General features: G+C 32.9%; 25 protein-coding genes. 13 read left to right on the forward strand and 12 right to left on the reverse strand.

The features are described from left to right. The first annotated feature begins 7 nt into the window (after nt 1–7). Nucleotides 8–1,183 (forward strand): Pycsar system effector family protein, encoded by a 1,176-nt coding sequence (locus ACTJIW_RS08925; RefSeq protein WP_440715183.1) that lies wholly within the window; start codon nt 8–10, stop codon nt 1,181–1,183. Nucleotides 1,184–1,321: 138 nt separating this feature from the next. Here ACTJIW_RS08925 and ACTJIW_RS08930 read toward each other — a convergent pair whose 3' ends face one another. Then, entirely contained in the window at nt 1,322–3,691 is a 2,370-nt protein-coding gene (locus ACTJIW_RS08930) for a GAF domain-containing protein (RefSeq protein ID WP_012026892.1), read from the reverse strand. A gap of 231 nt (nt 3,692–3,922) precedes the next feature. On the opposite strand from ACTJIW_RS08930, the gene ACTJIW_RS08935 reads away from it, so the two are divergent. Together ACTJIW_RS08935 and ACTJIW_RS08940 are read left to right on the forward strand one after the other, a co-directional pair. Then, nucleotides 3,923–4,675: an SDR family oxidoreductase gene (locus ACTJIW_RS08935; RefSeq protein ID WP_440715182.1), complete on the forward strand. Its 753-nt coding sequence runs from the start codon at nt 3,923–3,925 to the stop codon at nt 4,673–4,675. Nucleotides 4,676–4,746: 71 nt separating this feature from the next. Continuing rightward, on the forward strand, nt 4,747–5,328 hold the full coding sequence (locus tag ACTJIW_RS08940) for a TetR/AcrR family transcriptional regulator (protein ID WP_149206472.1): 582 nt from the start codon (nt 4,747–4,749) through the stop codon (nt 5,326–5,328). An 83-nt stretch (nt 5,329–5,411) separates the two neighbouring features. Here the strand turns inward: ACTJIW_RS08940 and ACTJIW_RS08945 are convergent, their stop codons facing one another. The 8 genes from ACTJIW_RS08945 to ACTJIW_RS08980 all read right to left on the reverse strand — a co-directional run bounded on the left by ACTJIW_RS08945 (nt 5,412) and on the right by ACTJIW_RS08980 (nt 11,581). Next, nucleotides 5,412–6,470 carry a nucleoid-associated protein gene (locus ACTJIW_RS08945; protein ID WP_012026889.1) on the reverse strand — a complete coding sequence of 353 codons (1,059 nt, stop codon included), beginning with the start codon at nt 6,468–6,470 and terminating at the stop codon, nt 5,412–5,414. 43 nt (nt 6,471–6,513) lie between these two features. Beyond that, on the reverse strand, nt 6,514–6,873 hold the full coding sequence (locus ACTJIW_RS08950; RefSeq protein WP_012026888.1) for a four helix bundle protein: 360 nt from the start codon (nt 6,871–6,873) through the stop codon (nt 6,514–6,516). A 116-nt stretch (nt 6,874–6,989) separates the two neighbouring features. Beyond that, a complete protein-coding gene (locus ACTJIW_RS08955; protein WP_012026887.1) occupies nt 6,990–7,532 on the reverse strand; it encodes an IS1096 element passenger TnpR family protein in 543 nt (180 codons plus the stop codon). Nucleotides 7,533–7,724: 192 nt separating this feature from the next. Next, a complete protein-coding gene (locus ACTJIW_RS08960; RefSeq protein ID WP_440715181.1) occupies nt 7,725–8,324 on the reverse strand; it encodes an HPP family protein in 600 nt (199 codons plus the stop codon). An 88-nt stretch (nt 8,325–8,412) separates the two neighbouring features. Continuing rightward, a complete protein-coding gene (locus tag ACTJIW_RS08965; RefSeq protein ID WP_440715180.1) occupies nt 8,413–9,693 on the reverse strand; it encodes a chloride channel protein in 1,281 nt (426 codons plus the stop codon). 273 nt (nt 9,694–9,966) lie between these two features. Continuing rightward, complete coding sequence (gene gloA2, locus ACTJIW_RS08970; RefSeq protein ID WP_440715179.1) at nt 9,967–10,356, reverse strand: SMU1112c/YaeR family gloxylase I-like metalloprotein; 390 nt, start codon at nt 10,354–10,356, stop codon at nt 9,967–9,969. Next, complete coding sequence (locus tag ACTJIW_RS08975) at nt 10,356–10,931, reverse strand: sugar O-acetyltransferase (protein ID WP_012026883.1); 576 nt, start codon at nt 10,929–10,931, stop codon at nt 10,356–10,358. Before ACTJIW_RS08975 ends, gloA2 begins: the two co-directional genes overlap by 1 nt. Nucleotides 10,932–11,122: 191 nt before the next feature. After that, entirely contained in the window at nt 11,123–11,581 is a 459-nt protein-coding gene (locus tag ACTJIW_RS08980) for a DinB family protein (protein ID WP_012026882.1), read from the reverse strand. Between the two features lie 139 nt (nt 11,582–11,720). On the opposite strand from ACTJIW_RS08980, the gene ACTJIW_RS08985 reads away from it, so the two are divergent. The 9 genes from ACTJIW_RS08985 (at nt 11,721) to ACTJIW_RS09025 (ending at nt 18,809) form a co-directional block, all read left to right on the forward strand. Then, on the forward strand, nt 11,721–13,880 hold the full coding sequence (locus ACTJIW_RS08985) for a TonB-dependent receptor (protein WP_440715178.1): 2,160 nt from the start codon (nt 11,721–11,723) through the stop codon (nt 13,878–13,880). 368 nt (nt 13,881–14,248) lie between these two features. Beyond that, a complete protein-coding gene (locus ACTJIW_RS08990) occupies nt 14,249–14,656 on the forward strand; it encodes a DUF2141 domain-containing protein (RefSeq protein ID WP_440715177.1) in 408 nt (135 codons plus the stop codon). A 45-nt stretch (nt 14,657–14,701) separates the two neighbouring features. Further along, nucleotides 14,702–15,322 (forward strand): hypothetical protein, encoded by a 621-nt coding sequence (locus ACTJIW_RS08995; RefSeq protein ID WP_012026879.1) that lies wholly within the window; start codon nt 14,702–14,704, stop codon nt 15,320–15,322. A gap of 18 nt (nt 15,323–15,340) precedes the next feature. Beyond that, entirely contained in the window at nt 15,341–16,678 is a 1,338-nt protein-coding gene (locus tag ACTJIW_RS09000; RefSeq protein ID WP_012026878.1) for a 2TM domain-containing protein, read from the forward strand. Nucleotides 16,679–16,680: 2 nt separating this feature from the next. Continuing rightward, nucleotides 16,681–16,998, forward strand: a complete 318-nt coding sequence (locus ACTJIW_RS09005; protein WP_073408698.1) for a 2TM domain-containing protein — start codon at nt 16,681–16,683, stop codon at nt 16,996–16,998. After that, nucleotides 16,982–17,311: a 2TM domain-containing protein gene (locus tag ACTJIW_RS09010; RefSeq protein WP_012026876.1), complete on the forward strand. Its 330-nt coding sequence runs from the start codon at nt 16,982–16,984 to the stop codon at nt 17,309–17,311. The genes ACTJIW_RS09005 and ACTJIW_RS09010 overlap by 17 nt, the downstream gene beginning before the upstream one ends. Continuing rightward, nucleotides 17,302–17,619 carry a 2TM domain-containing protein gene (locus tag ACTJIW_RS09015; protein WP_440715176.1) on the forward strand — a complete coding sequence of 106 codons (318 nt, stop codon included), beginning with the start codon at nt 17,302–17,304 and terminating at the stop codon, nt 17,617–17,619. Before ACTJIW_RS09010 ends, ACTJIW_RS09015 begins: the two co-directional genes overlap by 10 nt. Before the next feature lie 15 nt (nt 17,620–17,634). Beyond that, nucleotides 17,635–18,003, forward strand: coding sequence for a 2TM domain-containing protein (locus tag ACTJIW_RS09020; protein WP_012026874.1), 369 nt, complete (start codon nt 17,635–17,637; stop codon nt 18,001–18,003). Nucleotides 18,004–18,041: 38 nt separating this feature from the next. Beyond that, nucleotides 18,042–18,809 carry a LytR/AlgR family response regulator transcription factor gene (locus ACTJIW_RS09025; RefSeq protein WP_440715175.1) on the forward strand — a complete coding sequence of 256 codons (768 nt, stop codon included), beginning with the start codon at nt 18,042–18,044 and terminating at the stop codon, nt 18,807–18,809. 269 nt (nt 18,810–19,078) lie between these two features. On the opposite strand, the gene ACTJIW_RS09030 is transcribed toward ACTJIW_RS09025, so the two are convergent. Together ACTJIW_RS09030 and ACTJIW_RS09035 are read right to left on the reverse strand one after the other, a co-directional pair. Continuing rightward, nucleotides 19,079–20,104: a COX15/CtaA family protein gene (locus ACTJIW_RS09030; RefSeq protein WP_121360401.1), complete on the reverse strand. Its 1,026-nt coding sequence runs from the start codon at nt 20,102–20,104 to the stop codon at nt 19,079–19,081. Nucleotides 20,105–20,119: 15 nt separating this feature from the next. Then, nucleotides 20,120–21,607 carry a CCA tRNA nucleotidyltransferase gene (locus ACTJIW_RS09035; protein WP_262410771.1) on the reverse strand — a complete coding sequence of 496 codons (1,488 nt, stop codon included), beginning with the start codon at nt 21,605–21,607 and terminating at the stop codon, nt 20,120–20,122. Between the two features lie 346 nt (nt 21,608–21,953). Here ACTJIW_RS09035 and yaaA point away from each other — a divergent pair, with 346 nt between their 5' ends. Next, on the forward strand, nt 21,954–22,712 hold the full coding sequence (gene yaaA, locus ACTJIW_RS09040; RefSeq protein WP_121360402.1) for a peroxide stress protein YaaA: 759 nt from the start codon (nt 21,954–21,956) through the stop codon (nt 22,710–22,712). A 254-nt stretch (nt 22,713–22,966) separates the two neighbouring features. Here the strand turns inward: yaaA and ACTJIW_RS09045 are convergent, their stop codons facing one another. Next, nucleotides 22,967–24,556, reverse strand: a complete 1,590-nt coding sequence (locus ACTJIW_RS09045; RefSeq protein WP_012026869.1) for an MDR family MFS transporter — start codon at nt 24,554–24,556, stop codon at nt 22,967–22,969.

The raw sequence follows: 24,556 nt of genomic DNA on the forward strand, positions 1-24,556 counted from the left end.
TTCTTTTATGAATCTAATAGAACAATCCGAAGATTTCGTCAGTAATTTACTCAAAGATAAACTTTCTAATTTATATTCTTATCATAATTTTAACCATACTTTCACAGTTGTTACTGCGGTAAAAGAGTTATGTAAAAAAGAAGATGTTGAACATGATGATAAAGAGGCACTTTTAGTGGCAGCTTGGTTTCATGACACAGGATATGTTGAAGGTTATGAAAACCATGAAAGCAAGAGTGTAAAAATTGCATCTGATTTTTTAAAAGAAAAAGGAAAATCAGATAAGTTTATAGAACTTGTTTCCAGCTTAATTCTGGCTACGGTAAAAGAATATGAACCTAAAACACATTTAGAAAAAATTATAAAAGATGCAGATTATGCCCATTTGATGGGAACTGAGTATACGACAACCTGTGAATTACTGCGTTTAGAATTAAAAAACACAGGAATAGTTAGTTTTACAAATGCAGAGTGGACAAAAGAAAATCTGAATTTTTTATTAAATAAACACAGGTTCTATACGGATTATGCTTTAAGAAAATGGCAGCCTTTAAAAGAAAAAAACCTGCTTTTGATTCAGAAAAAAATAAACAAACAAGAATTAAAAGCTGCCGCTGCAATTGAAGAAGACAATAAAAAGAAAGACAAAGAAAAACCAGAACGCGGTATTGATACTTTGTTTCGTGTTACGCTTGGAAACCATACTCGTTTAAGCGGTATTGCCGATAGTAAAGCGAATATTTTATTGTCTGTAAATGCAATTATTATTTCGATCGCACTTTCTACAATTATTCCAAAACTTGACAGTCCAAAAAACGCCCATTTGGTGGTGCCGACATTTATTATGCTGATGTCGAGTGTTATCACAATTATTTTTGCAATTCTTTCTACAAGGCCAAAAGTAACTTCGGGATTTTTTACACGAGGTGATGTTGAAGCCAGAAAAGTCAATTTGATGTTTTTTGGAAATTTCTATAAGATGCCTCTTGAAGATTACGATTGGGCAATGAATGAAATGATGAAAGACCGAGATTATCTTTATTCGACCATGATTAAAGATTTGTATTACCTTGGATTGGTTTTACAGCGAAAATATAATCTTTTGAGAATTGCTTACAACTTTTTCATGTTCGGATTAATTATAACTGTAATTTCATTTGTAATTGCTTTTAAATCAATTTAGTTTTTCAAACTAGTCTTCTTAAATGTAACTCAAAATACAGAAAGCTTTGTCGAAGTTTAAAACTTGACAAAGCTTTTTTTAAATATTATATAGAAACTGCTATGTTTATATGTGTTTAAATAGGAAAAGCCCAACTATTTAGTTGAGCTCATCTAATAAATCCTGATAGGTAATTTTTTTCATTTTTGAAGCATTGGTGTTGTTAATCACCTTTACGCGAATTGCTTTTAAACCAGAAACTCCCTGAAGATCTTCGACTTCAAATTGTTCTATTGAAGGTTCAAGAATTTTTTTGTGCTGTAAATATTTAATGTATTTTAAATATTCAGCTTCTTCACTATTTTGAGAATAAACAATTGTAATTTTCTCTTTTTCAGTAATACGTTCGTTAGTTCCTTTAATATGCGATTTATCGATACGTTTTTTTACAACTTCATATCTGGCATTATAGGTTCCGTCAACATCAAAACGTTTTTCATCCATTCTAAAACGAATAGAAAGCGGGGAACTAAAAACCAAAATAAGCGACGTAACATCCAATTCATACGGAAGCGATTCTTTAAGCTGATGATGTTCTAATTCCATTTCGCATAAAGTCTGCAGCTGCCATAAACGCAGATTATGCAGGTACATAATATCAAAGGGTTTTGTTGGCGAAATCGATGCCCCAATGTATAAATTATGTTCAACACCATCAGTTTTAAAACGCTCGTAATAATGCGGATAAATCTGCTGTGCTTCAACTTGTTTTTTATCTAAAACCGAAGCCAGTTTTTTATTGATAATCGACATTGCATTATCAAATTTCTTTCTTTCCTGATAGAACATTCCTGTTTTTTCATCCAGACTTTCAAAATACAACTCTTCTAACTTTTCGTTTTTAGCATTGCTTTTTGTGTTTTTCAGGATCGGGTGAATTTCTTCTTCGATATAACGCTGAATATGTTGTTCCATATCTGCTTTCAGCGGAAAATCTAATTCACTTCTAAGCGATTCTAATTCGAATTTTCTTTGTTCTAAAAGTACCAGATTAGAATTTGGGTCCTGATTGTCGAAAATTTCCAACAAGGCAGTCAATTGATTTTTTAAATCAATTTTAACCGTTTCATTTCTATGTTCAGAAGAACCTTTAATATCTATTTGACCATATAAAGGGAATACATTTTTAAATACGATTTCCTTAAAAATGTAATCTTTAGTATGGCTTATATTTTGAAAGTAATTTTGCGACTCTTTTCTAAATTTCCAATATACACTTGGGTGAATTGTTGTGTACTCACGCTGAATAATCGCCTCAATCTGATGCTGCATATCAGTATTGTAACGATCGATAGTGTCAGTTAAATATGGTAAAACCAAATCTAACTTTATTGCATTTACACTGTTTAAATCTCTAGGGTTTTCAGAAACCAATTCGACAATTCCTAATAAATGATCGTCTTTAATTACCGGAGCAAAAACACAGCTTTGAATACCTTGTTTAAGCAAATGCTCGCCAAGTTTTTTATTACTGGATTCTTCAATGAATTTTTTAACGTTCGAAATTACAAAAGGTTCTTTGTTATCCAGAAGATTCTCGAATGAACAGCCAAAGAAAGCATTTTTGCAATCCATTTCCTGATCTGATTTCAAAAGATAACTTTCCATATGATTATCAAACTTCATTGGTCTGATAAACTTTTCTTCTTCAGGATTGTAAATTATAAAACCCACTTTTAAACTTGGAATTTTAAAAATAGATCTGAAGATATTTTCTACAATATCTGTAGAAGTTACTCTCGTATTATCTGGTTTTAATAAATTACTTTTTAAAGTCGAAATAGCACTTTCTGTAGTAGCATCAAATAAAGAAACAATTCCAAAACCTTTTAAAATCCAGCTTCCCGGAGGAAATTTAGATTTCCATAAATCGATATCATTGTAGTTGTCTATCAATTGATCAATATCATCTTGTGAAAGCTCTACTGATTTTTCGGTAGGAATAATTTCCATGAAATCAGCATTGTACATGATTCTATAATGTCTTTCTACACCTTCTTCATCAGGAATATCATAGAAAAAAGGTTTACTGAAATCTACATTTTGATTGTAATGATATGCCAAAATCAAACAACAGTTGTTTACATAAAACTGATGATCATCAAAATCACGAATTTCCATATAAAATTCATCTCCGGCATTACGCAGAATTTTTTTGAAACGTTCGGTATAATTAAAAGAAATGTTTTGAAAAGGAATTGTAATTGCTTTTATTTCGTTGTGAGTCAGAGCTGTTGGAAATAAATCAGCAGCTATATTTTTAATTAAAGCTTCATTGTTTCGAATAGAATTAAGATCACGAATTCCGGTTCTAAATTCCGGAAAAGCTTCAATTTCTTTTAAAATGGCTTTGGCATAGTTAGATCGGTAATCAACATCAGATAAAGCAATTTCTTCAAAAGATTCAATTAGTTTATGAAATGAGATTATCGTTTCGAAAGGACTTTCTTTAGGTACGTGTCGATCCATCTGATAATTTTTTTTTGAAATACAAAATTAAGCATAAATTAAGAATCAACAGCATTTTACAATTTGTTTCGCTTATAGCTTCATAGACACAAACCCTTGTAAATGGGCGTTTTTCAAACTGCTTAATTATTTTAACTAAAAATTAACAATAATAATAACGGAACGATTGTTCCGTTATTATATCTTTGTACCATAATAATTGAATAATCAATAACTTAAATAACAAATAAAATGAAAAATTTAGAAAACAAAGTAGCTATTGTAACAGGTGGAAATAGTGGAATTGGGTACGCAGCTGCTGCCGAATTAGCATCAAAAGGTGCAAAAGTAATTGTAACAGGAAGAAACCAAGAAGCTTTGGCAAAAGCTGAAACTGAATTAAATGTTACCGGAATTGTGGCAGATCAATCTGATTTGAAATCTATTGACAATTTAGTAGAAGAAGTAAAAGCAAAATTTGGGAAAGTTGATATTTTATTCCTGAATGCAGGAATTGCTGCTTTTGCTCCGGTAGACTCAGCTTCAGAAGAACATTATGACAGTATAATGAATGTAAACGTAAAAGGAGTTTATTTTACAGTTCAAAAAGTACTGCCAATTTTAAATGACGGAGGTTCTATTATTTTTAATACTTCTGTAAATGCTCAATTAGGAATGCCGGGTTCAAGTGTATATGGAGCAAGTAAAGCAGCAGTTTTATCATTAAACAGAATATTTGCTGCCGAATTAGCTTCAAGAAAAATCAGAGTTAATGCAGTTTCTCCTGGCCCAATTGAAACTCCTTTGTATGGTAAAGTAGGTTTAGAAAAAGAAGAAGTAGAAGGTTTAGGAGCAGCTTTGGGAGAAAAAATCTTATTGAAACGTTTTGGTCAGGCTTCTGAAGTTGCAAAAACAATTAGTTTTCTTGCTTCTGATGATTCATCATTCATTACAGGAACAGAAATTGTTGTCGACGGCGGACTTACTGTAAATACAGTATTATAATTTTTTTGACTTATTCAGGAACGATTGTTCCGTATTTTTAATATCTTTGTAAAGAATTTAATTTGAATATCATGGCTAGAACGAAAGAATTTAATGAAGATCAGGTTTTAGATAAAGCAATTGAAATTTTTTGGCACAAAGGTTATAACGGAACTTCTGCTCAGGATTTGGTAAATCATTTAGGATTAAGCCGTTCGAGTTTGTATGATACTTTTGGAGATAAACAAAAACTGTTTGCCAGAGCTTTAAAAAAATATCATGATGAAAATTACATCAAGATTAAAGAAATACTCGAAACCGCCACAAATATAAAAGAAACACTTAGCGTAATTTTTAAGCTGGCTGTAGTAGAAAGTCTCGAAGACCGAATTACTAAAGGTTGTTTTATGGTAAATTCAGCTGTAGAACTTGCTATGCATGATGCTGATATCGCAAAAATTGTAAACGATAATCGAAAAATCATGGAAGAAGTTTTTTATACAGCTGTAAAAAAAGGGCAGGAGCTGGGGCAGATTTCGTCTAAGCAAGAAGCCAGATCTTTAGCTCGTTTTATTTTTAACAATTACTCCGGAATAAGGGTTTTGGCGAGAGCAGGCGAGAGAGACAAACAAGTTTATGATGATATTTTAAAATCGATTTTCGCATTGTTTTAGAAAATCAATTTCAATAAAAAACGGCAGTTACATTTGTAACTGCCGTTTTTTGTTTTAAGTAAGTAATAGAAAATGAAAACTTCTTAGCTTTTTTCTTCTTTATTGAAATACACTAAGTAGTAATACATTTGTTTTTCTTCATCCCAGCCTTTTTCAACAAATTTTTCTGCACTTTCAGGGTTAATAAAATCCATTTTAATTTGAATATGTGTATCCAGATTAATAACGTTTTTAATTGATTTTCTAGCGTCAGAAACTGCTGCGTTTGCAATAGGGAATGAGGTTACATCTTCGATGCTGTATTTTTCTCCTTTATCAACTTTATAGTTTTTGAATTCAGGAATTAATTCAGGATTGTCTAATACTTCATTCAAGAAATTCTGCTCTTCAAACTGATCGTTTTTAGCGAAATAATTCACAGATCGGTTCATAAACATTACTTCCTCTTTCTTGTCTTCAGCTGGCAAAACAACGTCTTTTGCGAAGTTCTGGCAGAATTTTAAATATTTTTTAGTGATGAAATTTTCATCTTCAAAAGCGTCTACAGACAAAAAGTGCTCTAACCAGTAACGCGCATCATAACGGTTGCTGTCTACAGTCAGGATTTTGTAGCCTTCTTCTTTTTTGTAGTTAAAAATTAAACATCCTTTGTCTAGTTTGCTCAGGTTAATTCCTTGCTGCAGGATCATTTCCAGGTTGCTTCCGTTTTCTTCAAACTGTAAAAAGTCGGCTTGTAACTCACTTTTAAAAATTCCAATTGCATCAACAACATTGTTATCAATACTCAGGTTTGTTAAATAAGTTACATAAACCTCTCCGTTTTTAATGTGCGGGTGATTTGACTGCTCGTATAAATGTTTTGTGATTTTTTTAGAAACCTCATGAACATTAGCCGGATTAGCAAAAATTTCAGTTGCATATTTAAACATGTCGTTGTAGTCCAAGTCCACTTCGTGTGCAAACTGATAATAGTTTTCTTCTTTCTCTCTAAAAGGCTTAAAAAAGAATTCTTTTATCAAAGGAACAATCTCATCATTTAAATTAAATGGCTGCTCTGATAAAAAAATAGCCTCATTACGGCTTTTGTTTCCCACGCGGTGTATTGCCAGCGTGTCGATGTGGGTGTTGAAAAGATTAATCATGTGTTTATAGGTTCAGAGTTGCAGAGGTTCAAAGGGACAAAGGTTATTTTCTGTCTTTTATTCTTCGAATAAAAGAACTTAACATTCGTTCTAATTCTCTGCTTTCTCCATTAATTTTATTGAATTGATTCTCCGTTATGTATTTTAAATTGAATGAAATTTCAAGCTGAGTCTGCATTTCGAATAAGGATGAAATAGAAATATTTAAAAATCTCAGATAATCATTATTCCCATCTCTGCCATAACCTTCAGCAATATTACTCGGTATTGATATTGAACATCTTCTGATTTGTGAAGATAGTCCATAAATTTCTTCTTTCGGAAATGAATTGGTTAATAGGTAAATTTCGGTAACTAAGTTCATTGATTTTTGCCAAATCAAGAGGTCTCTAAATGTTTTCATTTATGTATTTAAAAATTAAACACAAAAATAAAAATATTCTTACATTTTAAAATCAAAGATTTTAAAATAAAAACCTCTGAACCTTTGCCTCTTTGAACCTTTGTACCTAAGGAAAACTAATTCCAATTCTCCTCAAATCCATAATCCTCGAAACTGTCATCTCCTTCGAACATGTCTAGATCGTCTTCATCTAGGTCGTCTTCAAATTCTCCGTAGATATCGTTGTGCATATCATCAGCTTCGAAGTTTTTTTCAAGAGCTTCATCTGGCATTTCACCATGAGAAAATAAAGTTTCAGGGTAAGTTGCTCCAACAGCTTCATCTTCAACAGCAGCTAATTCTACTAAGAAAGTCCACATGCTGATGAAATCGTAAACGTAGATAATCTTTGTATTTTGTTTATCTAAAATACTAGACAACGGATAATCGTTCATGGTTCTTATTTCGCCAGGAACATCTCCTGTATCAAAAAGAGGAATTTCATCTTCCTGATTCCAAGTTTCATCACAAGTATAAAATGAAGCCACTTCAGATCCGTCAAAACCAAAAGCGTTGAAGATTGCATTGTGTAAATCTTCAAGAGTATCGTCTTCAAGAATTGCAATGTCTCTAAAAATATCTTCTTCGGCGTCTAGAATTACTCTAAATTTATAAACCATAATCTTTGTTTTTATTGAGAGGTCAAAGGTAAAATATAAAAAACGAAATCCGAATTGTGAATTACGATTTGTTGAAAAGATTTTTTCATTTTTCTGATTAAGTCTGTCGACAGTCAGGCTGAGCGGAGTCGAAGCCCTATTCAGGAAGAAAGCCCTTCGACTTCGCTCAGGGTGACATACGATAGTTCAAAACTATCTTCCTGTCAATCTTTTTCTAATTTTATGGTAATGTTTGTGATACGTGCTGTGGCTTGGATAGCTTCTTGTTGAAGTAATATTATTAAAAAATAAGGCAGTTACAAACAAAATTAAAACACCAACAAGAACGGGAGAAATCACATACATATACCCTAAACCTTTTATTTGCGCTGAACCTGTAACTGCAATTAGAGCTGTCGCTCCACCTGGTGGATGCAAGGTCTTAGTAATCTGCATGAAAATAATTGAAAGAGAAACTGCTAGTGGAGCCGAGATCCATACAATATCGGGCACCAGTTTATTTACCGTAACACCTATAAAGGCAGAAATAAGATGACCTCCAATTAAATTTCTTGGCTGTGAAAACGGACTCTGTATAATTCCGTAAATCAAAACACTCGAAGCACCAAAAGAGCCAATTAAATACACAACATCACTTCCTGTAAATTGTGAAGATTCGAGATAGGCAAGAATTCCAATTCCAACGAAAGAACCTAAAAATGACCAAAAGTGCTCTTTATAATCAATTAAAGTTTCTTTGTAAAGGATGTAACGTGTTTTGCGATAGCTTCTTTTTATTTTTTCAGTTGGCATTATTGTGGTATTATATTTTACTCGTTATGCTTTTAAATATACTTTGCTGTATGTTTTTACTCGTCAGATTTTTATGATTAGTCTGAAATTATTTAGTCAAGCTTGGAGAGTAACTGTATACTGTGTATGGATAAATTGTTTTTGCAGTATATTTTGAAATTAAACAAACGGCAAGAATTGGTAAAAACAAAGTATAGTCGTTTGTTAAACCGCAAACCAAAAAGATTGCGGTAAAAGGTGCATGAATGCTGGCGCTTAAAACGGCAGCCATTCCGAGAATCATAAAATTGACCGGAATTACATTTACATGAAAAAAGCTGTTTAAAACCGAAGCCAGTAATAAACCTAAGAAAGCTCCAATGAATAAACTAGGCGCAAAAACACCTCCGTCGCCTCCTGAAGCCAATGTAATGGATGTTACGATTGGTTTTAAAATTAATATTGCAATAAAAGTCAGTGCTAAAGTTATGGTTAAAGGAAGCTGAGATGAAGTTCCAAAAATTCCTTTAATAGCATGATATCCTTCTCCGTATAATTGAGGGAAAAAGAATAGCGATACACTTAAAACAGCTGAACCAATAATGATTTTATAATAATGCGTATCGATTTTTCCGAATTGAGACTTGAAGAATAAAACACATTTAGTTAAATAAACCGAATTCATTCCCGCCAAAATTCCAAGGAGAATAAAATATGGAATTGCTTTTAACTGCCAGGATACAATTGAAACCGCAAATAAAGGTTCTTCTTTTAAAATGGTAAGCAAACCAAAAGCAATTGAAACAGCAATTAAATTAGAGATAACAAAAGCTCGTGTCACTTTTCGTGAAATTACTTCAAATGCAAACAAAACTCCTGCAATTGGACTGCTGAAAAGTGCTGTAACTCCAGCTGCTACACCCGCGCAGATTAATTCGGTTTTGTACTGGCGGAAAACATTTTCTTTTTCATGGGCTACAGAACCAATCGTTGCCGTTGCAACAACTGTTGAAACTTCAATTCCGGTTGAGCCTCCAAAAATAACAGTTAATAATCCGTTTATAAAGTGAGATGGAATTTTATAAGAAGGAAGGTTTTTAGATTTTGAAGCCGTACTTTCAAAAACTTCTTTGATGCCTTTATTTTCTTTTTTCTTAAAAAGATATTGTCTCAGAAAATAAATTATTGATAACCCAAAAACCGGAAAAACGATATAAAATACAGGATGAACCGATACTTCGTGAAAGAAAATTTCTTCGTAATATTCGGTTATTTTTTTAAGTGATATTCCGAGGAATGCTGAAAGAAAGCCAATTAAAATAGAAACAATAACTAATTTTCGGAATTTGATAAATTGATGATTTTTTTTGATTTGCGCCGTTTTGTTCATCAGAAGTAAATTTGAATCCGCACTTTTTTTATGCGGATTACAAAATTAAGCATCAAATTCGGTTTTTTATAGGAAATCTTCAATTTAGTGTGTTAAAATGGGTATAAACAGGAAAATTCTTTCTGTTTAAATTTAGCTTTAAAAGTACTAGAAGCAAAGTTTTTTCTCATGTTTGTCATTTCTCCTTCTTCGAAATGATAAACTCTACTTACTTATAGCGATAAATAAGAAACCTTTGTCCCTTTGTCCCTCTGCACCTTTAAACCTAAACGCCTATCTCTCATAAAACTCAATAGGCAGTAAATCAGGATCAGCAATAAATGTGAAACGTTTGTTTGTAGTTTCATCAATTCTTATCGGTTCTGATTCGATGTTTTTTGAGGTTAAAAAAGCAACAGTTTCATTTAAATTAATTACTTCAAATGCTAAATGGCGCAGTCCAACGGCTTCTGGACTTGAAGGACGTTTTGGCGGATCAGGAAAAGAGAATAATTCTACAACGTAAGTGCCGTTTAAAGCCAAATCTAATTTATAAGACTGGCGTTCTTCACGATAGATTTCGCGGATAATCGTTAAGCCTAAAATCTGAGTATAGAAATGTTTAGATTTTTCGTAATCAGAACATAAAATGGCAATATGGTGAACTTTATTAAGGGTAAGCATTATTTTTTTGTTTCAGATTCCTGATTTAGTTTTCGAATTACTTTTGCGGGATTTCCAACTGCCAGCGAATTGTCTGGAATATCTTTGGTAACGACAGATCCGGCTCCAATAACGCAGCCTTTACCAATTGTAACTCCGGGGCAGATAACCGAATTTCCGCCAATCCAGCAGTCATCGCCAATTGTAACGGGATAAGCATTTTCCAGTGATTTTCTTAATTCAGCGTCAAGCGGATGCGAAGCCGTGTAAATTTGAACATTTGGCGCAATAAACACATTTGATCCAATATTTACAGGAGCGCAGTCTAAAACCACACAGTTCACATTAAAATATACATTTTCTCCGCAAAAAATATTATAACCATAATCACAATGAAAAGGAGGTTCGATATAAAAACCGGCTCCGGTATTTGGAATTAGTTCCTTTAGAATTTCTTTTGCTTTTTTGGTAACTCTGTATTCTTTTACATTGAGGCTGTGAAGGAGATTTTTAGCATTTCGGCGTCCTTTTACCAATTCAGGATCAAAGGCGTTATAATATTCGCCAGAGATCATTTTTTCTTTTTCAGTTTTCATATTGTGTATTACATTTTCGTCTTGGCGATCTTATCCTGTATTTTTGTGATTGCCTTACATTCTGTATTCATCGGCATTTAAGGATTTTGCCCTATTATCATCGTATTTTGTTTCAGTTTCCTGAGCAAATCCTGCAGAACTTACTGCTAAAAAAATGAAACTGAAAGAGACTTTTTGATGATTATGAATTTTTAAAGCAGTTTCTTCAAAATAACAATCTGCCCTAAATGATACACATCATGCTGAATAATTCCGTGCAGATGCTCATAATAACTGTGGCCGTTATTAACGTATATTTTTGCCAGATCGGCATCATCAAAATCTTCAAAAAATGCATTCCATGATTCTTGTGATTTTGCTAAGGTTTGAAGAGACTGTTCCCAAGCAGCTTCAGAGGGATCTAAAACGGGAACAAAATAATTATGATCCGGAGTTTTGGTTACTTCGCCCTGCATTCGCTCTAAAATGTTTCTTCTCCACTGTATCAAATGATTTACAATTTCCCAAATCGTATTTAGATTAGGGTTTATTTTTTTGTATGCTTGTTCTGCCGTGACATTTTTTAAAGTATTGTCCAGGTTTACTTCCAGCCAAGGATTTCCATTATAAATGGACTGATATAAATTTGAAATTCTGGTGCTTTCTGACATAAATGGTAATTTTTTAGAATTCCTAGCTAAGATACAAATTAGTCATTTACAACTCATCCTTAAAAATCTACAATTGGGTTATTATATATTTTTTAACAGGAAATGTTAAAATACATTTGTCTCATCAAAAACCAATATCATGAAAACCAGAATTACTTTTATTTTATTATTACTTAGCACTTTTACTTTTGCTCAAAATATTATTTCAGGTAAAGTAGTCGATCAAAAAGGAAAACCGGTTGCCGGTGCAAATATTTATTTAGACGGAACTTACGACGGAGCTACAAGTTCTGAAACGGGAGAGTTTTCTTTTGAAACTACAGAAACCGGCAACAAATTTTTAGTAGTAAGCTTTTTACTTTTCGAAACTTTCAAACAGGAAATTGATGTTGCCAATTATAAAGATCAAACGGTTAAATTAAGAGAAAACATAAATGCTCTGGATGCAGTTGTTATTACAGCCGGAACTTTAGAATCTGGAGACAAAGCAAGAGTTTCGGTTTTAAAACCTCTGGATATTGTTACAACTGCCGGTTCTGCCGGAAATATAGTGGCCGCTTTACAGACTTTACCGGGAACACAAAGTGTTGGCGAAGACGGACGTTTATTCGTACGTGGTGGTGAAGCGAGCGAAACGCAGACTTTTGTTGACGGAATTCGTGTAGCACAGCCTTATGGAGCAACAACGAACAATTTACCAACCAGAAGCCGTTTTTCTCCTTTCTTATTCAGCGGAATAGCATTTTCTACTGGTGGTTATTCGGCAGAATATGGTGAAGCTTTGTCAAGTGTTTTACTTTTAAATACGCAGGATGAGGCAGATCATGAAAAAACAGATATTGGATTAATGACTGTTGGTTTGAGTTTAGGAAATACTCAAAAATTCAAAAAAAGTTCTTTGAGTGTAAATATGGCTTATATCAATCTGGCGCCATATCAGGCAGTAATTCCTCAAAATGTAAAATGGAACAGCCCTTATCAGTCACTTGGCGGTGAAACGGTTTACAGATACAATTTTACAAACGGAATTTTCAAATTATATGCCTCTTTTGATTCTGAAAGATTCGATTTGAACCAGAAAAATGTGAATTTCGAAAACCCAATTAGAACAGATTTAAACAACAATAACTTTTACTTAAACTCATCTTATAAAGGAACTTTTGGAACAGGCTGGCAATTAACATCTGGAATAAGCTACGGTTACAGCAAAAACAAAATCAAATACGATATTAATGATGTTGACAGCAATGAAAATGCAGCTCAGTTAAAATTGAAATTGCAGAAAAAAATCTCAAATCATTTTAAACTGTCTTTTGGTACAGATTATTTTATTACAAAATTCAATGAAAATTTTAATGATAATGTTTCTATTGATGTTGCAAATGGCTACGATTCTAACATTTTTGCAGCTTATACAGAAGCAGATATTTTATTCTCTAAAAATCTGGCAATGAAAGTGGGTTTTAGATATTCTAATAACAGTTTATTAAACGAAAATAATATTGCGCCAAGAGCTTCATTAGCTTATAAAGTGTCAAAAACCAGCCAGTTTTCATTTGCTTACGGAGATTTTTCGCAGACACCAGTTGTAGATTATATTAAGTATTCAAAATACCATCAGTTTGAAAGTGAAAAAGCGAGACACTATATTTTAAATTATCAGTTTACTCAGCCGGGACAAACTTTTAGAGCAGAGGCTTATTATAAAGATTACAGCAATCTGGTTCAATACGATACTAGAGATATTCAGTACAATTCAGTTTTCAATAATAACGGTTCAGGTTACGCAAAAGGATTAGATATTTTTTGGAGAGACAGTAATTTGTACAAAAATTTAGAATATTGGATTTCATATTCATACATCGATTCAGAAAGACAATACAAGAACTTTCCAACTATGGCAACTCCAAGTTTTGTAGCCAATCATAATTTATCTGTTGTAACGAAATATTTTATTACAGACTGGAAATCACAAATCGGATTCACAAATAGTTTCAGCACAGGACGTCCGTACAACGATCCAAACCAGACACAATTTATGAACGGAAAAACAAAATCATATAACAACTTGAGTTTTAACTGGGCGTATTTATTAACCACACAAAAAATCCTTTATTTCTCAGTTTCGAATGTTTTAGGAACTCAAAATGTTTTTGGATACGATTATGCAAAAGTACCAGACGCCAGCGGTGTTTATCAAAGACAAGCTGTTGTTCCAACTGCTGACAGATTCTTCTTTATTGGTTTCTTCTGGACCATCAGCCAGAATAAAAATGAGAATCAGTTGAAGAATCTTTAAAAAAGGGACAAAGAGGCAAAGGTTCAAAGGGACATAGTCTTGGAGAATAAATAAAGAAAAACCTTTGAACCTTTGTGCCTTTGAACCTCTGTCTCTCAAAAAGAAACAATTCAGTAACCAAAATCAACAACTCAGCAGCATTTAATTTTAAAAGACTAAAAACCAGTATACTTTTGAAGTGTTAATTAAAAGAAACAAAGTCACAAAGGCTTCTTTGCAAATTCAAAAAACTCTGTCCCTTTGTTCCTAAAAAAAAGAGTTTTAATCATCAATTAAATTAGAATAGCTGAGTTGCTAATAGATTAAGAAAAAAAACTTAGAACCTTAGCAGCTCAGAATCTTAGAACCTTAAAAAAAAAATAGAAATCATGACCAAAATTATTACAATAACCATTTTATTTATCTGCAGCTTAATGTCTGCTCAAAATGTAAAATTAACCGTTGATGTTTCGGGTTTAAAAAACAATACAGGAATTGTTAAAGTAGGATTATATAATTCAGAAGGGACGTTTCTTAAAACAACTTACAAAAGCCTTAATTCTGAAATTGTAAATAATAAAGCAGTTGTAACTTTTGACAATCTTCCTGCAGGAGAATACGCCATCTCGACTTATCATGATGAAAACATCAACGGAAAACTTGACAGAAATGCAATGGGAATTCCATCTGAAGAATATGCAGCTTCAAACAATGCAAAAGGATTTATGGGGCCGCCTTCGTATAAAGATGCTAAATTTGATGTCAGTAAAGATTCAAAAATCGAAATTCAATTCTAAATATATAACTAATCCATATAAACAAACCATTAAATAACTTATAAAATGAAAAAAATCATCACTTTAATCGCATTATTTGTAGTAGTAATAAGTTCAGCTCAAACACAGTTTGAACAAGGAATGACCAAAGCTTTCGGACTTTGGAAAGAGGGAAAAAATGCAGAAGCTTCGGCATTATTTGAAAGAATTGCCGCTGCAGAAAAAAACAGTTATTTACCAAATTATTATATTGCTCTAATCAATACGACGGCAGTTTTTACTGAAAAAGACAAAACTAAAATTGATCTGCTGTTAACAAAAGCACAGGATGCATTAGATGTAGAGTTTATTAAAGATCAAAACAATGCTGAATTGTATGTATTGCAGGCTTTAATTTATACAGGATATGTTGTAGCTGACCCAATGACAAACGGAATGAAATATTCCGGTAAAGTGATGGAAGCTTATGCAAAAGCAAAAGCGATCGATCCTAATAATCCAAGAGCGGTTTTTGGAGAGGCAGATTATCAGTTAGGTGGAGCAAAATGGACAGGTGTTGATACAAAACCATTATGCGCGCAGGTTGATAAATCTATTGAACTTTTTGCTACTTTTAAACCAGCAACTCCTTTTTCTCCAAAATGGGGATTAGACAGAGCTTTAGAAATCCAAAAAACTTGTAAATAATTTAATTCAAAAGAAATAATGACTTTAAAACCAAATCTACTTAAGGCGTTGTTAGTAGGCGGAATCGTTTTTCTATTCTCCTTCCTGATTCGTTTTGCTTCATTTGGAACGGCAATTTTCAACAATAACCTGTACATATTTTTCTTGTACTGTATGCTTTACAGCGTTGTGTTGTACATTGTAAATGCTTCTCTATTTGTATATTTAGATAAGGTTTTTAAAGACAGCAGATTTTCTAATAAAAGAATTTTTATAGGTTTTGTAAGTTCATTTGTTGTTTCGATTTTCGTTGTTTTTCTCCTTCGGGTGTTTACAAATGTAGTAATTGAAAGACGATCTATTTTAAGTTTTCTGGCTAATGAAGAAGCTTCTACATATATAGAAAATGCAGTTATTGCTTTTATTATTCTGTTAGGATTTCATGCCTTGCATTTTTACAAGGCATATCAGGAAAATAAAGTTATACAGCAAAAGATTATTGCGGGAACGGCAAATGCTAAATTCGAAAGTTTAAAAAATCAAATCGACCCGCATTTTCTTTTTAACAGCTTAAATGTTCTAAGTTCTTTGATTGAAGAAAACCCGGACAATGCGCAGCGTTTTACAACATCTTTATCTAAAATTTACAGATATGTTCTGGAACAGAAAGATAAAGAACTGGTATCTGTAGAAGATGAATTATCGTTTGCAAAAACATATATGAATCTGCTTAAAATGCGTTTCGAAAACAGTTTGTTTTATGAACTTCCAACAGAGAACATAAATCCTGATGCTAAAGTAGTGCCGTTGTCCTTACAGCTTTTGCTTGAGAATACAGTGAAACATAATGTAGTGAGTGAACAAAAACCATTGCATATTCGAATTTTTGTTGATAAAGATTATTTGGTTATACAAAATGATCTTCAGAAAAAAGAAGTTTTGCAGGACAGACAAGGTGTTGGACTGCAGAATATTGTAAATCGTTACGGAATTATAACCGATAGGAAAGTGATGATTCAGCAGGATGAAAAAAACTTCTCCGTTAAAATTCCAATTTTAACTAAACAAATAACCGTCATGGATGTAAGTGCAGAATATAACGACGAAGCAAAAGCTTATTACAGAGCTAAAAAAAGAGTCGAAGAATTAAAAGGATTTTACGGAAATGTGATTTCATACTGTTGTGTAATTCCGTTTTTAGTGTTTATTAATTTAAGGTTCTCACCGGGATTTCAATGGTTTTGGTTTTCAGCTTTAGGCTGGGGATTTGGAGTAGCCATGCATGCTTTTAAAGTTTTTGGTTACAGTTCTGACTGGGAAGAAAGAAAGATTAGAGAAATTCTGGAAAAAGAAAACAATCAAAAAAACTGGAAATAATTATGGAACCTAATTATACAGAAGCAGAACGTTATTATCAGGCTCAAAAAAGAGTCAAGAAAATAAGAGAATTCTATGAGCATTTAACAGTATATGTTTTGGTTAACCCAATTGTAATAGTGGTAAATTATATGACTTCGCCGGGATATTTGTGGTATATATGGTCTTTGATGGGGTGGGGAATAGCAATAATTTTACACGGACTGCAGGTTTTTAGTTACCCGCCTTTCTTCAATAAAAAATGGGAAGAAAGAAAAATTAGAGAAATTCTGGAAAAAGAAAATCAAAAATTTGAAAATAAAGATGGAAACAGATTTTAATACAAATAATGAACAAAAAGAACTTCAGGATTTAGCAGTAAAAAAAGTTCATAAGCTAAAGTCATTTTACAAACATACATTTCTATATATCATTGGTCTGACTTTATTTTTATTGAAAGAATATTCACAACTGCCTTTAAATTTCTTTCCAATTCAGTTTTTAAATCCTGTAGTAGTTATTATCTGGTCAGCAGTTTATATAGGTTCTGCCATTGACGTCTTTGTTTCTTTTAAGATTTTTGGAAAAGAATGGGAAGAGCGTAAATTAAAAAGTCTATTAGAAAAGAAAAATAAAACACAAAAATGGGAGTAATTATGGAAATGAATTTTAATGAAGAAGATAAATACTTTTTAGCCAAAAAGAAAGTCGAAAGAATTAAAGGATTTTATGGAAATCTAGTTGCTTATGTACTGGTAAATGCAATTTTGATTTTTATTAATTTATATACTTCACCAAAATATTTATGGTTTTTCTGGCCCTTGATGTGGTGGGGAATTGGAGTTGTTTTTCATGGATTAAAAGTTTTTGAAGTTTTTCCGGTTCTTGGAAAAAACTGGGAAGAAAGAAAAATTAAAGAATTCATGGAAAAAGAAAAAGAGAATAAAAATAAGTGGACATAATTAAAAGATAAAGACATGGGACGTTTTAGAAGAAGAATGTATGAGCAATACGGACAGGAGTTCAGCTCAGATGAAAGTTATAATAATGCTTACAGAAAAGTAAAAAGACTGAGAGGATTTTACTCGCATTTAAGAGTTTATATATTTGTAAATATTATTGTTATTATTGCCAATTTAAATAAAGAACTTTTTACCGAAGGAATTCACTCAAGCGGTTTAACGGATTGGCAGACTTACTCTACGGCATTTTTCTGGGGAATTGGTCTAGCTGCACACGGATTATCAGTTTTTGGTCGTGATATTTTTTTCAGTTCAGATTGGGAGCAGAAAAAAATCCAAAAATACATGGAAAAAGAAGCTGCAAATACCAATAAATGGGAGTAATTTTGATTTAATTTTTTTTCAAATTTTACAATATATAAATGGTCACATTAATTATAGAAGACGAAAAACCCGCAGCGAGACTGCTGCAAAGAAAACTTGAAAAGTTAGATGTTACAGTAGAAACGATGCTTCATTCAGTTGAAGAATCGGTAGAGTGGTTTTCAAAGAACCAGCATCCGGATTTGATTTTTTTGGATATTCAGCTGTCAGATGGTTTGTCGTTTGAAATTTTTGAGAAAATAGATATCAAAAGCGCAATTATATTTACAACAGCATACGATGAGTATGCTTTAAAAGCTTTTAAATTAAACAGTATCGATTATCTTTTAAAACCAATTGATGAAGATGATCTCGAAGCTGCAGTTATAAAATTTAAATCAAGAATTCCTAAAGCTCCTGCAGAAAATTCAAACATGCAGTTAGATTTTGAGCAGATTCGCCAGATGTTGTCAAATCCGTTTGAGAAAACATATAAAAAGCGTTTTACGGTTAAAATTGGGCAGCATTTAAAAGTAATAAACACAGAAGAAATCGAATGTTTTTTTAGTGAAAACAAAGGAACATACATTCATACTTTTGAAAACCGTGATTATTTAATCGATTCTACTTTAGAAATTCTGGAACAGGAATTAGATAAAAAGGATTTCTTTCGCGTAAGCAGAAAATTTATTGTTCCATTAAAAGCAATTAAAGAAATTCAGGTTTACACCAATTCCCGTTTAAAAGTTATTCTGCCAAGTTACAAAGATGATGAGGTAATCGTGAGTCGTGAGAAAGTGCAAGATTTTAAATCTTGGCTGGGATAAAAATCCAAATAAAATAGAAATTCAATAGATTTTAATTCATTTTATCGATAATAGCCGCAGCGGGGTGAAATATTTATAGAATTACAATAATCAAATGAAAAAAAGCTCCGGAGGAGCTGCATATATTAAGAATGTAGAAAAAATATACCGCTCCTCCGGAGCTTTATGTTGTAAACATTTATCCTTTGCTATAAATATTTCGCTTCTCTGAAGCTTACAAAAAAAGCTGTCCTTTTGAGACAGCCTTTTTTGTTATAATATATTTCGATTTATTTGCTTAATCGGTGTAAAGTATACGTCATGGCACTCAAAAGGAAAAATGCCATAATCTGGTGAATTAATCCTAAAGCCAAAGGAACGCTGTATAATAATGTAAATACTCCCAGTAAAAATTGAATAAAAACAAAAACGACTAAAGTATTGATTCCGTTTGACTGCGTTCTTGTAAGCGTATATTTTTTGCTTTTAAAGAAAAGAAAAAGAATAACAGCAACAACTGCATAAGCAAAAGTTCTGTGCACAAACTGAACACCGCTTTTTCCTTCAATTAAATTTTTAATCAAGCTCGACTGCTCAATAAAAACCGATTCGTGAATAAACTCGCCATCGCTCATTAAAGGCCAGTGATTGTGAATTAATCCGGCATTTAGTCCAGCGACAAATCCGCCGTAAATAATCTGAATTAATAAAGCGGCTAAAGCATAACGGGCAATATTTCTTAAAGGTAAAATCTTGTTGATATTTCGTTCCGGATAAATTAAATCAAGCGCAACCCAAAGTGTATAAGCAAAAGTTATAAAAGCAAAAGTCAAGTGAAGAGAAAGTCTAAAATGGCTTACATCTGGATTATCGATTAATCCGCTGCGAACCATAAACCATCCTAAAAATCCTTGGAATGCTCCCATTGCTAAAAGAACAATACATTTTTTAATAGTTGGAGTATCTAATTTCTTTTTGGCTAAGAAGTAAACAAAAGGAACAAAGAAAACCAATCCAATAATACGGCCGATGAAACGGTGAAACCATTCCCAGAAATAAATAAATTTATAATCTGAAAGCTGAAAATCGTTGTGAATATTGATTTTTTGGTACTCAGGAAACTTTTTATATTCATCAAATGCAGCCTGCCATTTTGCATCTGTTAGAGGCGGGAAAGTGTCGGTTACTAAATGCCAGTCGGTCATAGATAAACCTGAATTGGTTAAACGGGTAATTCCTCCCACAACAACCATTAAAAACAATAAAACACAGCCTGATAGTAACCAAATGATTACTGATTTATTCTCTTTTTTCATTTTATTAAATACTACTTATTTCTCAACTTTTTTTAAGCCTAATTTTTCTGCTCTTTTAATTACAAAATCATAAGCCGCCTGATATTCATTTGGAATATCGCCTTCTAAAATAGCTTCTTTTACGGCTTCTTTCAAAATTCCAATTTCGCGTGAAGGTTTTAAATCGAATATTTCCATAATTTCTTCACCAGAAATAGGCGGCTGAAAATTACGTACATGATCGCGTTCTTCGACTTCTACAATTTTCTTGCGGACGATTTCAAAATTTTTATGATATTTCTTGAATTTTGACGGGTTTTTGGTTGTGATATCCGCCTCGCACAAAGTCATTAAGTTTTCTACATCTTCACCAGCATCAAAAACCAAACGGCGAACCGCACTATCGGTTACAATATCCTGCGCCAAAACAATGGGACGTGAACTCATGATAACCATTTTTTGAACGAATTTCATTTTATGGTTCAAAGGCATGTGCAAACGTTCGAAGATTTTCTTAGCCATTTTTCCGCCCAGAAATTCATGTCCGTGAAAAGTCCATCCTTGTTTTTTTGTGAAACGTTTCGTTGGTGCTTTTCCAATATCATGCAGTAATGCCGACCAGCGAAGCCAAACGTCGTCTGTATTCGGGCAGATGTTGTCAACAACTTCAAGTGTATGATAAAAATTGTTTTTATGCGTATGACCTTCAATTTCTTCTACCTGATTCAACGCCGTTAATTCAGGTAATATTAAATCTAAAAGTCCAGTTTTGTATAAAAGTAAAAATCCGGTTGAAGGTTTTGGTGTAGAAAGAATTTTATTTAATTCATCAACAATTCTTTCGCCGGAAATTATTTTGATGCGATCAGCATTTTTTGTGATGGCATTCAGCGAATTTTCTTCAATTTCAAAATTCAACTGCGTTGCAAAACGAATGGCGCGAAGCATTCGCAAAGGATCATCAGAATACGTAATATCTGGATCCAAAGGCGTTTTGATTGTTTTATTTTCTAAATCGGTTAGACCGTCAAACGGATCCAGAAGATCTCCGAAATTAGTTGAATTTAAAGATAAAGCCAATGCATTGATCGTAAAATCACGACGATTTTGATCGTCTTGTAAAGTTCCGTTTTCGACAATCGGATTTCGGCTGTCTCGGGTATAAGATTCTTTTCGGGCGCCGACAAACTCGATATCAGTATCTTCAAAACGTAACATCGCTGTTCCATAAGTTTTAAAAACCTGAACTTTTGGTTTGTTAGGAAGTAAATCTGAAACTTTAAGAGCTAATTCGATGCCGCTTCCAACTGCAACAACATCAATGTCTTTTTTAGAACCTCGATTTAAAAGCAAATCACGAACAAAACCTCCTATCACATAAGAGTCAACTTTTAATTCCTGAGAAGCTTTCGAAATAACATCGAAGATTTTGTTTTGTAAAGCAGTTTTATAATTTGTTTGTATCGCCACGAATTCAGTTTTTGAATAAAAAGCATTTCTAATTTCAGTAGAAATAAAATGCATGCAAATTTACAACATAGAAAATGCCTATTATAATCTATCGCTCACTTTTTTGAACAATTTCACATTTTGTAGCGTCGATTTTTATAAATTGAGAAAGGTTAGCCACGAATTATACGAATTTCCATGAATTATTTTTTTGCTACAGATTACAGGATTAAAAGGATTAAAAAAATCTGTAGAAATCTTTCTAATCTGTGGCAAAAAGTATAACAATTTGCTCAAAAGATTAATTTGTGGAAATTTGTGTAATTCGTGGCTGAAAAAATAGAACTATAAAACAAATCAATTACAATCTCTAATTTTTAAAATTTCAATTTGTATTTTTGAATCATACAAAAGCGCACAAATGAAAATCGTTATATCGCCAGCGAAATCACTGAATTTCGAAAAAGAATTACCAACATCTCAATATACTGAACCTTCATTTTTAAAAGAAGCGAGAGTGGTTCATAAAGTTGTAAAAACAAAAAAGCCATCTGAATTATCAGAATTAATGTCTATCTCAGACAAATTAGCCGATTTGAACTGGAAACGCAACCAGGATTGGAAAACTCCGTTTACTCCAGAAAATGCACGTCCGGCAGTTTATACTTTTGACGGCGATGTTTATACAGGTTTAGATGCTTATTCGATTCCGTTAGAAAAATTAGATGTTTTACAAGATAAATTAAGAATCTTATCGGGACTTTATGGTCTTTTAAAACCGCTTGATTTAATGCAGGCGTATCGTTTAGAAATGGGAACTAAAATGCCGGTTGGTGAGTCCAAAAACTTACATGAGTTTTGGAAACCAACTGTCACTAAAGCTTTAAATAAAGAATTGAAAAAAGATGAATTATTCGTGAATTTAGCGAGTAATGAATATTTTTCTGCTGTTGACGTAAAAGCGTTGAAAGTTCCAGTTATTACTCCTGATTTTAAAGATTATAAAGACGGGAAATTAAAAATGATTAGTTTCTTTGCCAAAAAGGCGAGAGGGATGATGGTGCGTTATATCATTGATACGAATGCAGAAACTATTGACGACTTAAAAGGCTTTAATTACGAAGGATATCAGTTTGATGCAAATCTTTCTAAAGGGAATCACTTGGTTTTTACAAGATAGATTTTTGAGGGACAAAGATTCAAAGTGGCAAAGTGACAAAGGTTTTTTTGCTAGAGAGCCGAAGGATCGGGGCATATTGTAGGCAGGGATTTTAATCCCTGCAGAGATGAAATAAAAAAGATACTAAGTTTTTACCGCAAGACATAAAGGTTTATAAACTGAATACTGCCACTGCACACTGCGACTATAAAAAAATAAACGCCGAATTCTAAATGATGAATTCGGCGTTTCTGCGTATTATAAAATTATTATTATTAATGCATTGCGTCGGCTGCACTAATTTTGTTTTTCCCTTTTTTAATAAAGAGAATAATCGGTATGCAACATAAAAACATGATTCCCAGATAAAGGAAAATATCCATATAAGCCATTACAGTACTTTGTTTCATTACAGAATACTCTATAGCCTGATATGCTTTTTTCAAAGCAACATCTGCGCTATATCCTTTTGCCATGAACGCGTGCTGCATTCCTGCAATTCGCTGTTGTACTTCAAATTTCGCCGGATCTAAATTATTAATTAAATCTACTCTGTGTGACTGGCTGAAACGTGTGATGAAAGTGGTAATAATAGCAATACCGAAAGATCCGCCTAACTGACGCATCATTCCTGTAAATGCTGCTCCTTCACCAATTTGTTTTCCTTTTAAAGTTGAAAGAGAAAGTGTTGTAATAGGAACGAAAAGCAATCCTAAACCTATTCCTCTCAAAATTAAAGGCCAGTACATATGTTCAACTCCAGTGTCTGGTGTCATTCGGCTGTACATCATGAAAGTAAAGAAGAAGAAAATTAAAAATCCTACTCCCACCATATATCCTTGCGGTACACCTTTCTGAATCATATTTCCAACAAAAGGCATCATAATTGCCGTTGTAATAGACCCCGGAATTAATAATAAACCGGCATCAGTTGCTGTCCATCCTAAAATTGACTGCGTGTAAATTGGAATAATCAATGTTGATCCGTATAAACCGAAACCAAGAATAAAACACATTACGGTTCCAATTCTTAAGTTTCCATCTTTTAAAACACTTAAGTTTACGATTGGATGTTTATAAGTTAGCTCTCTCCAGATAAATAAAACCAATCCAAGAACGGTAACAACACTTAAGGTTACGATTAATGAATCATTGAACCAGTCGTCTTGCTGTCCGTGTTCTAATACGAATTGTAAAGATCCAATAAAGGTACTCAACAGAATAATTCCCCACCAGTCAACCTGATTGGCTTTTAATTTTTCTCCATATTTCGGACTTCTAACAAATGTTAAAGCCAAAATAGTAGCAATAATTCCCAACGGAATATTGATATAAAATATATAAGGCCAAGAATAATTATCTACTAAATATCCTCCCAAAGGCGGACCTAAAGTTGGACCTACAATTACACCCATTCCGTAAATAGCCTGTGCCATTCCACGTTTTGCTACGGGATAACTTTCTGTAATAATCGTTTGGGCTGTTACCAGTAATGCTCCACCTCCCATACCTTGTACGAATCGGAAAGCTACAAGTTCCCAAATATTTGTGGCATTACCACACAAAAAAGAACAGACCGTAAATATTATAATGGAAGCCACAAAATAATTACGTCTTCCAAATTGCTGTGATAGCCAGCTCGTCATCGGAATTACAATAACATTCGCAATTGCGTATGCAGTAATAACCCATGCCACATCAGTCAAGGTAGCACCAAGACTTCCGCGCATGTCTGTCAGCGCTACGTTTACAATCGTAGTATCTACAATTTCCAACAGTGCACAAAGCACTGCTGTAATCGTAATGATAACACGTCTGAAACCGTATTCTACTAAATCGTCGTCTGCTTGTACTGCTCCTGCCAT

Origin of the sequence: Flavobacterium sp. 22659, from assembly GCF_052044235.1 — a bacterium.
In the GTDB taxonomy this organism is placed as follows: Bacteria; Bacteroidota; Bacteroidia; order Flavobacteriales; family Flavobacteriaceae; genus Flavobacterium; species Flavobacterium johnsoniae.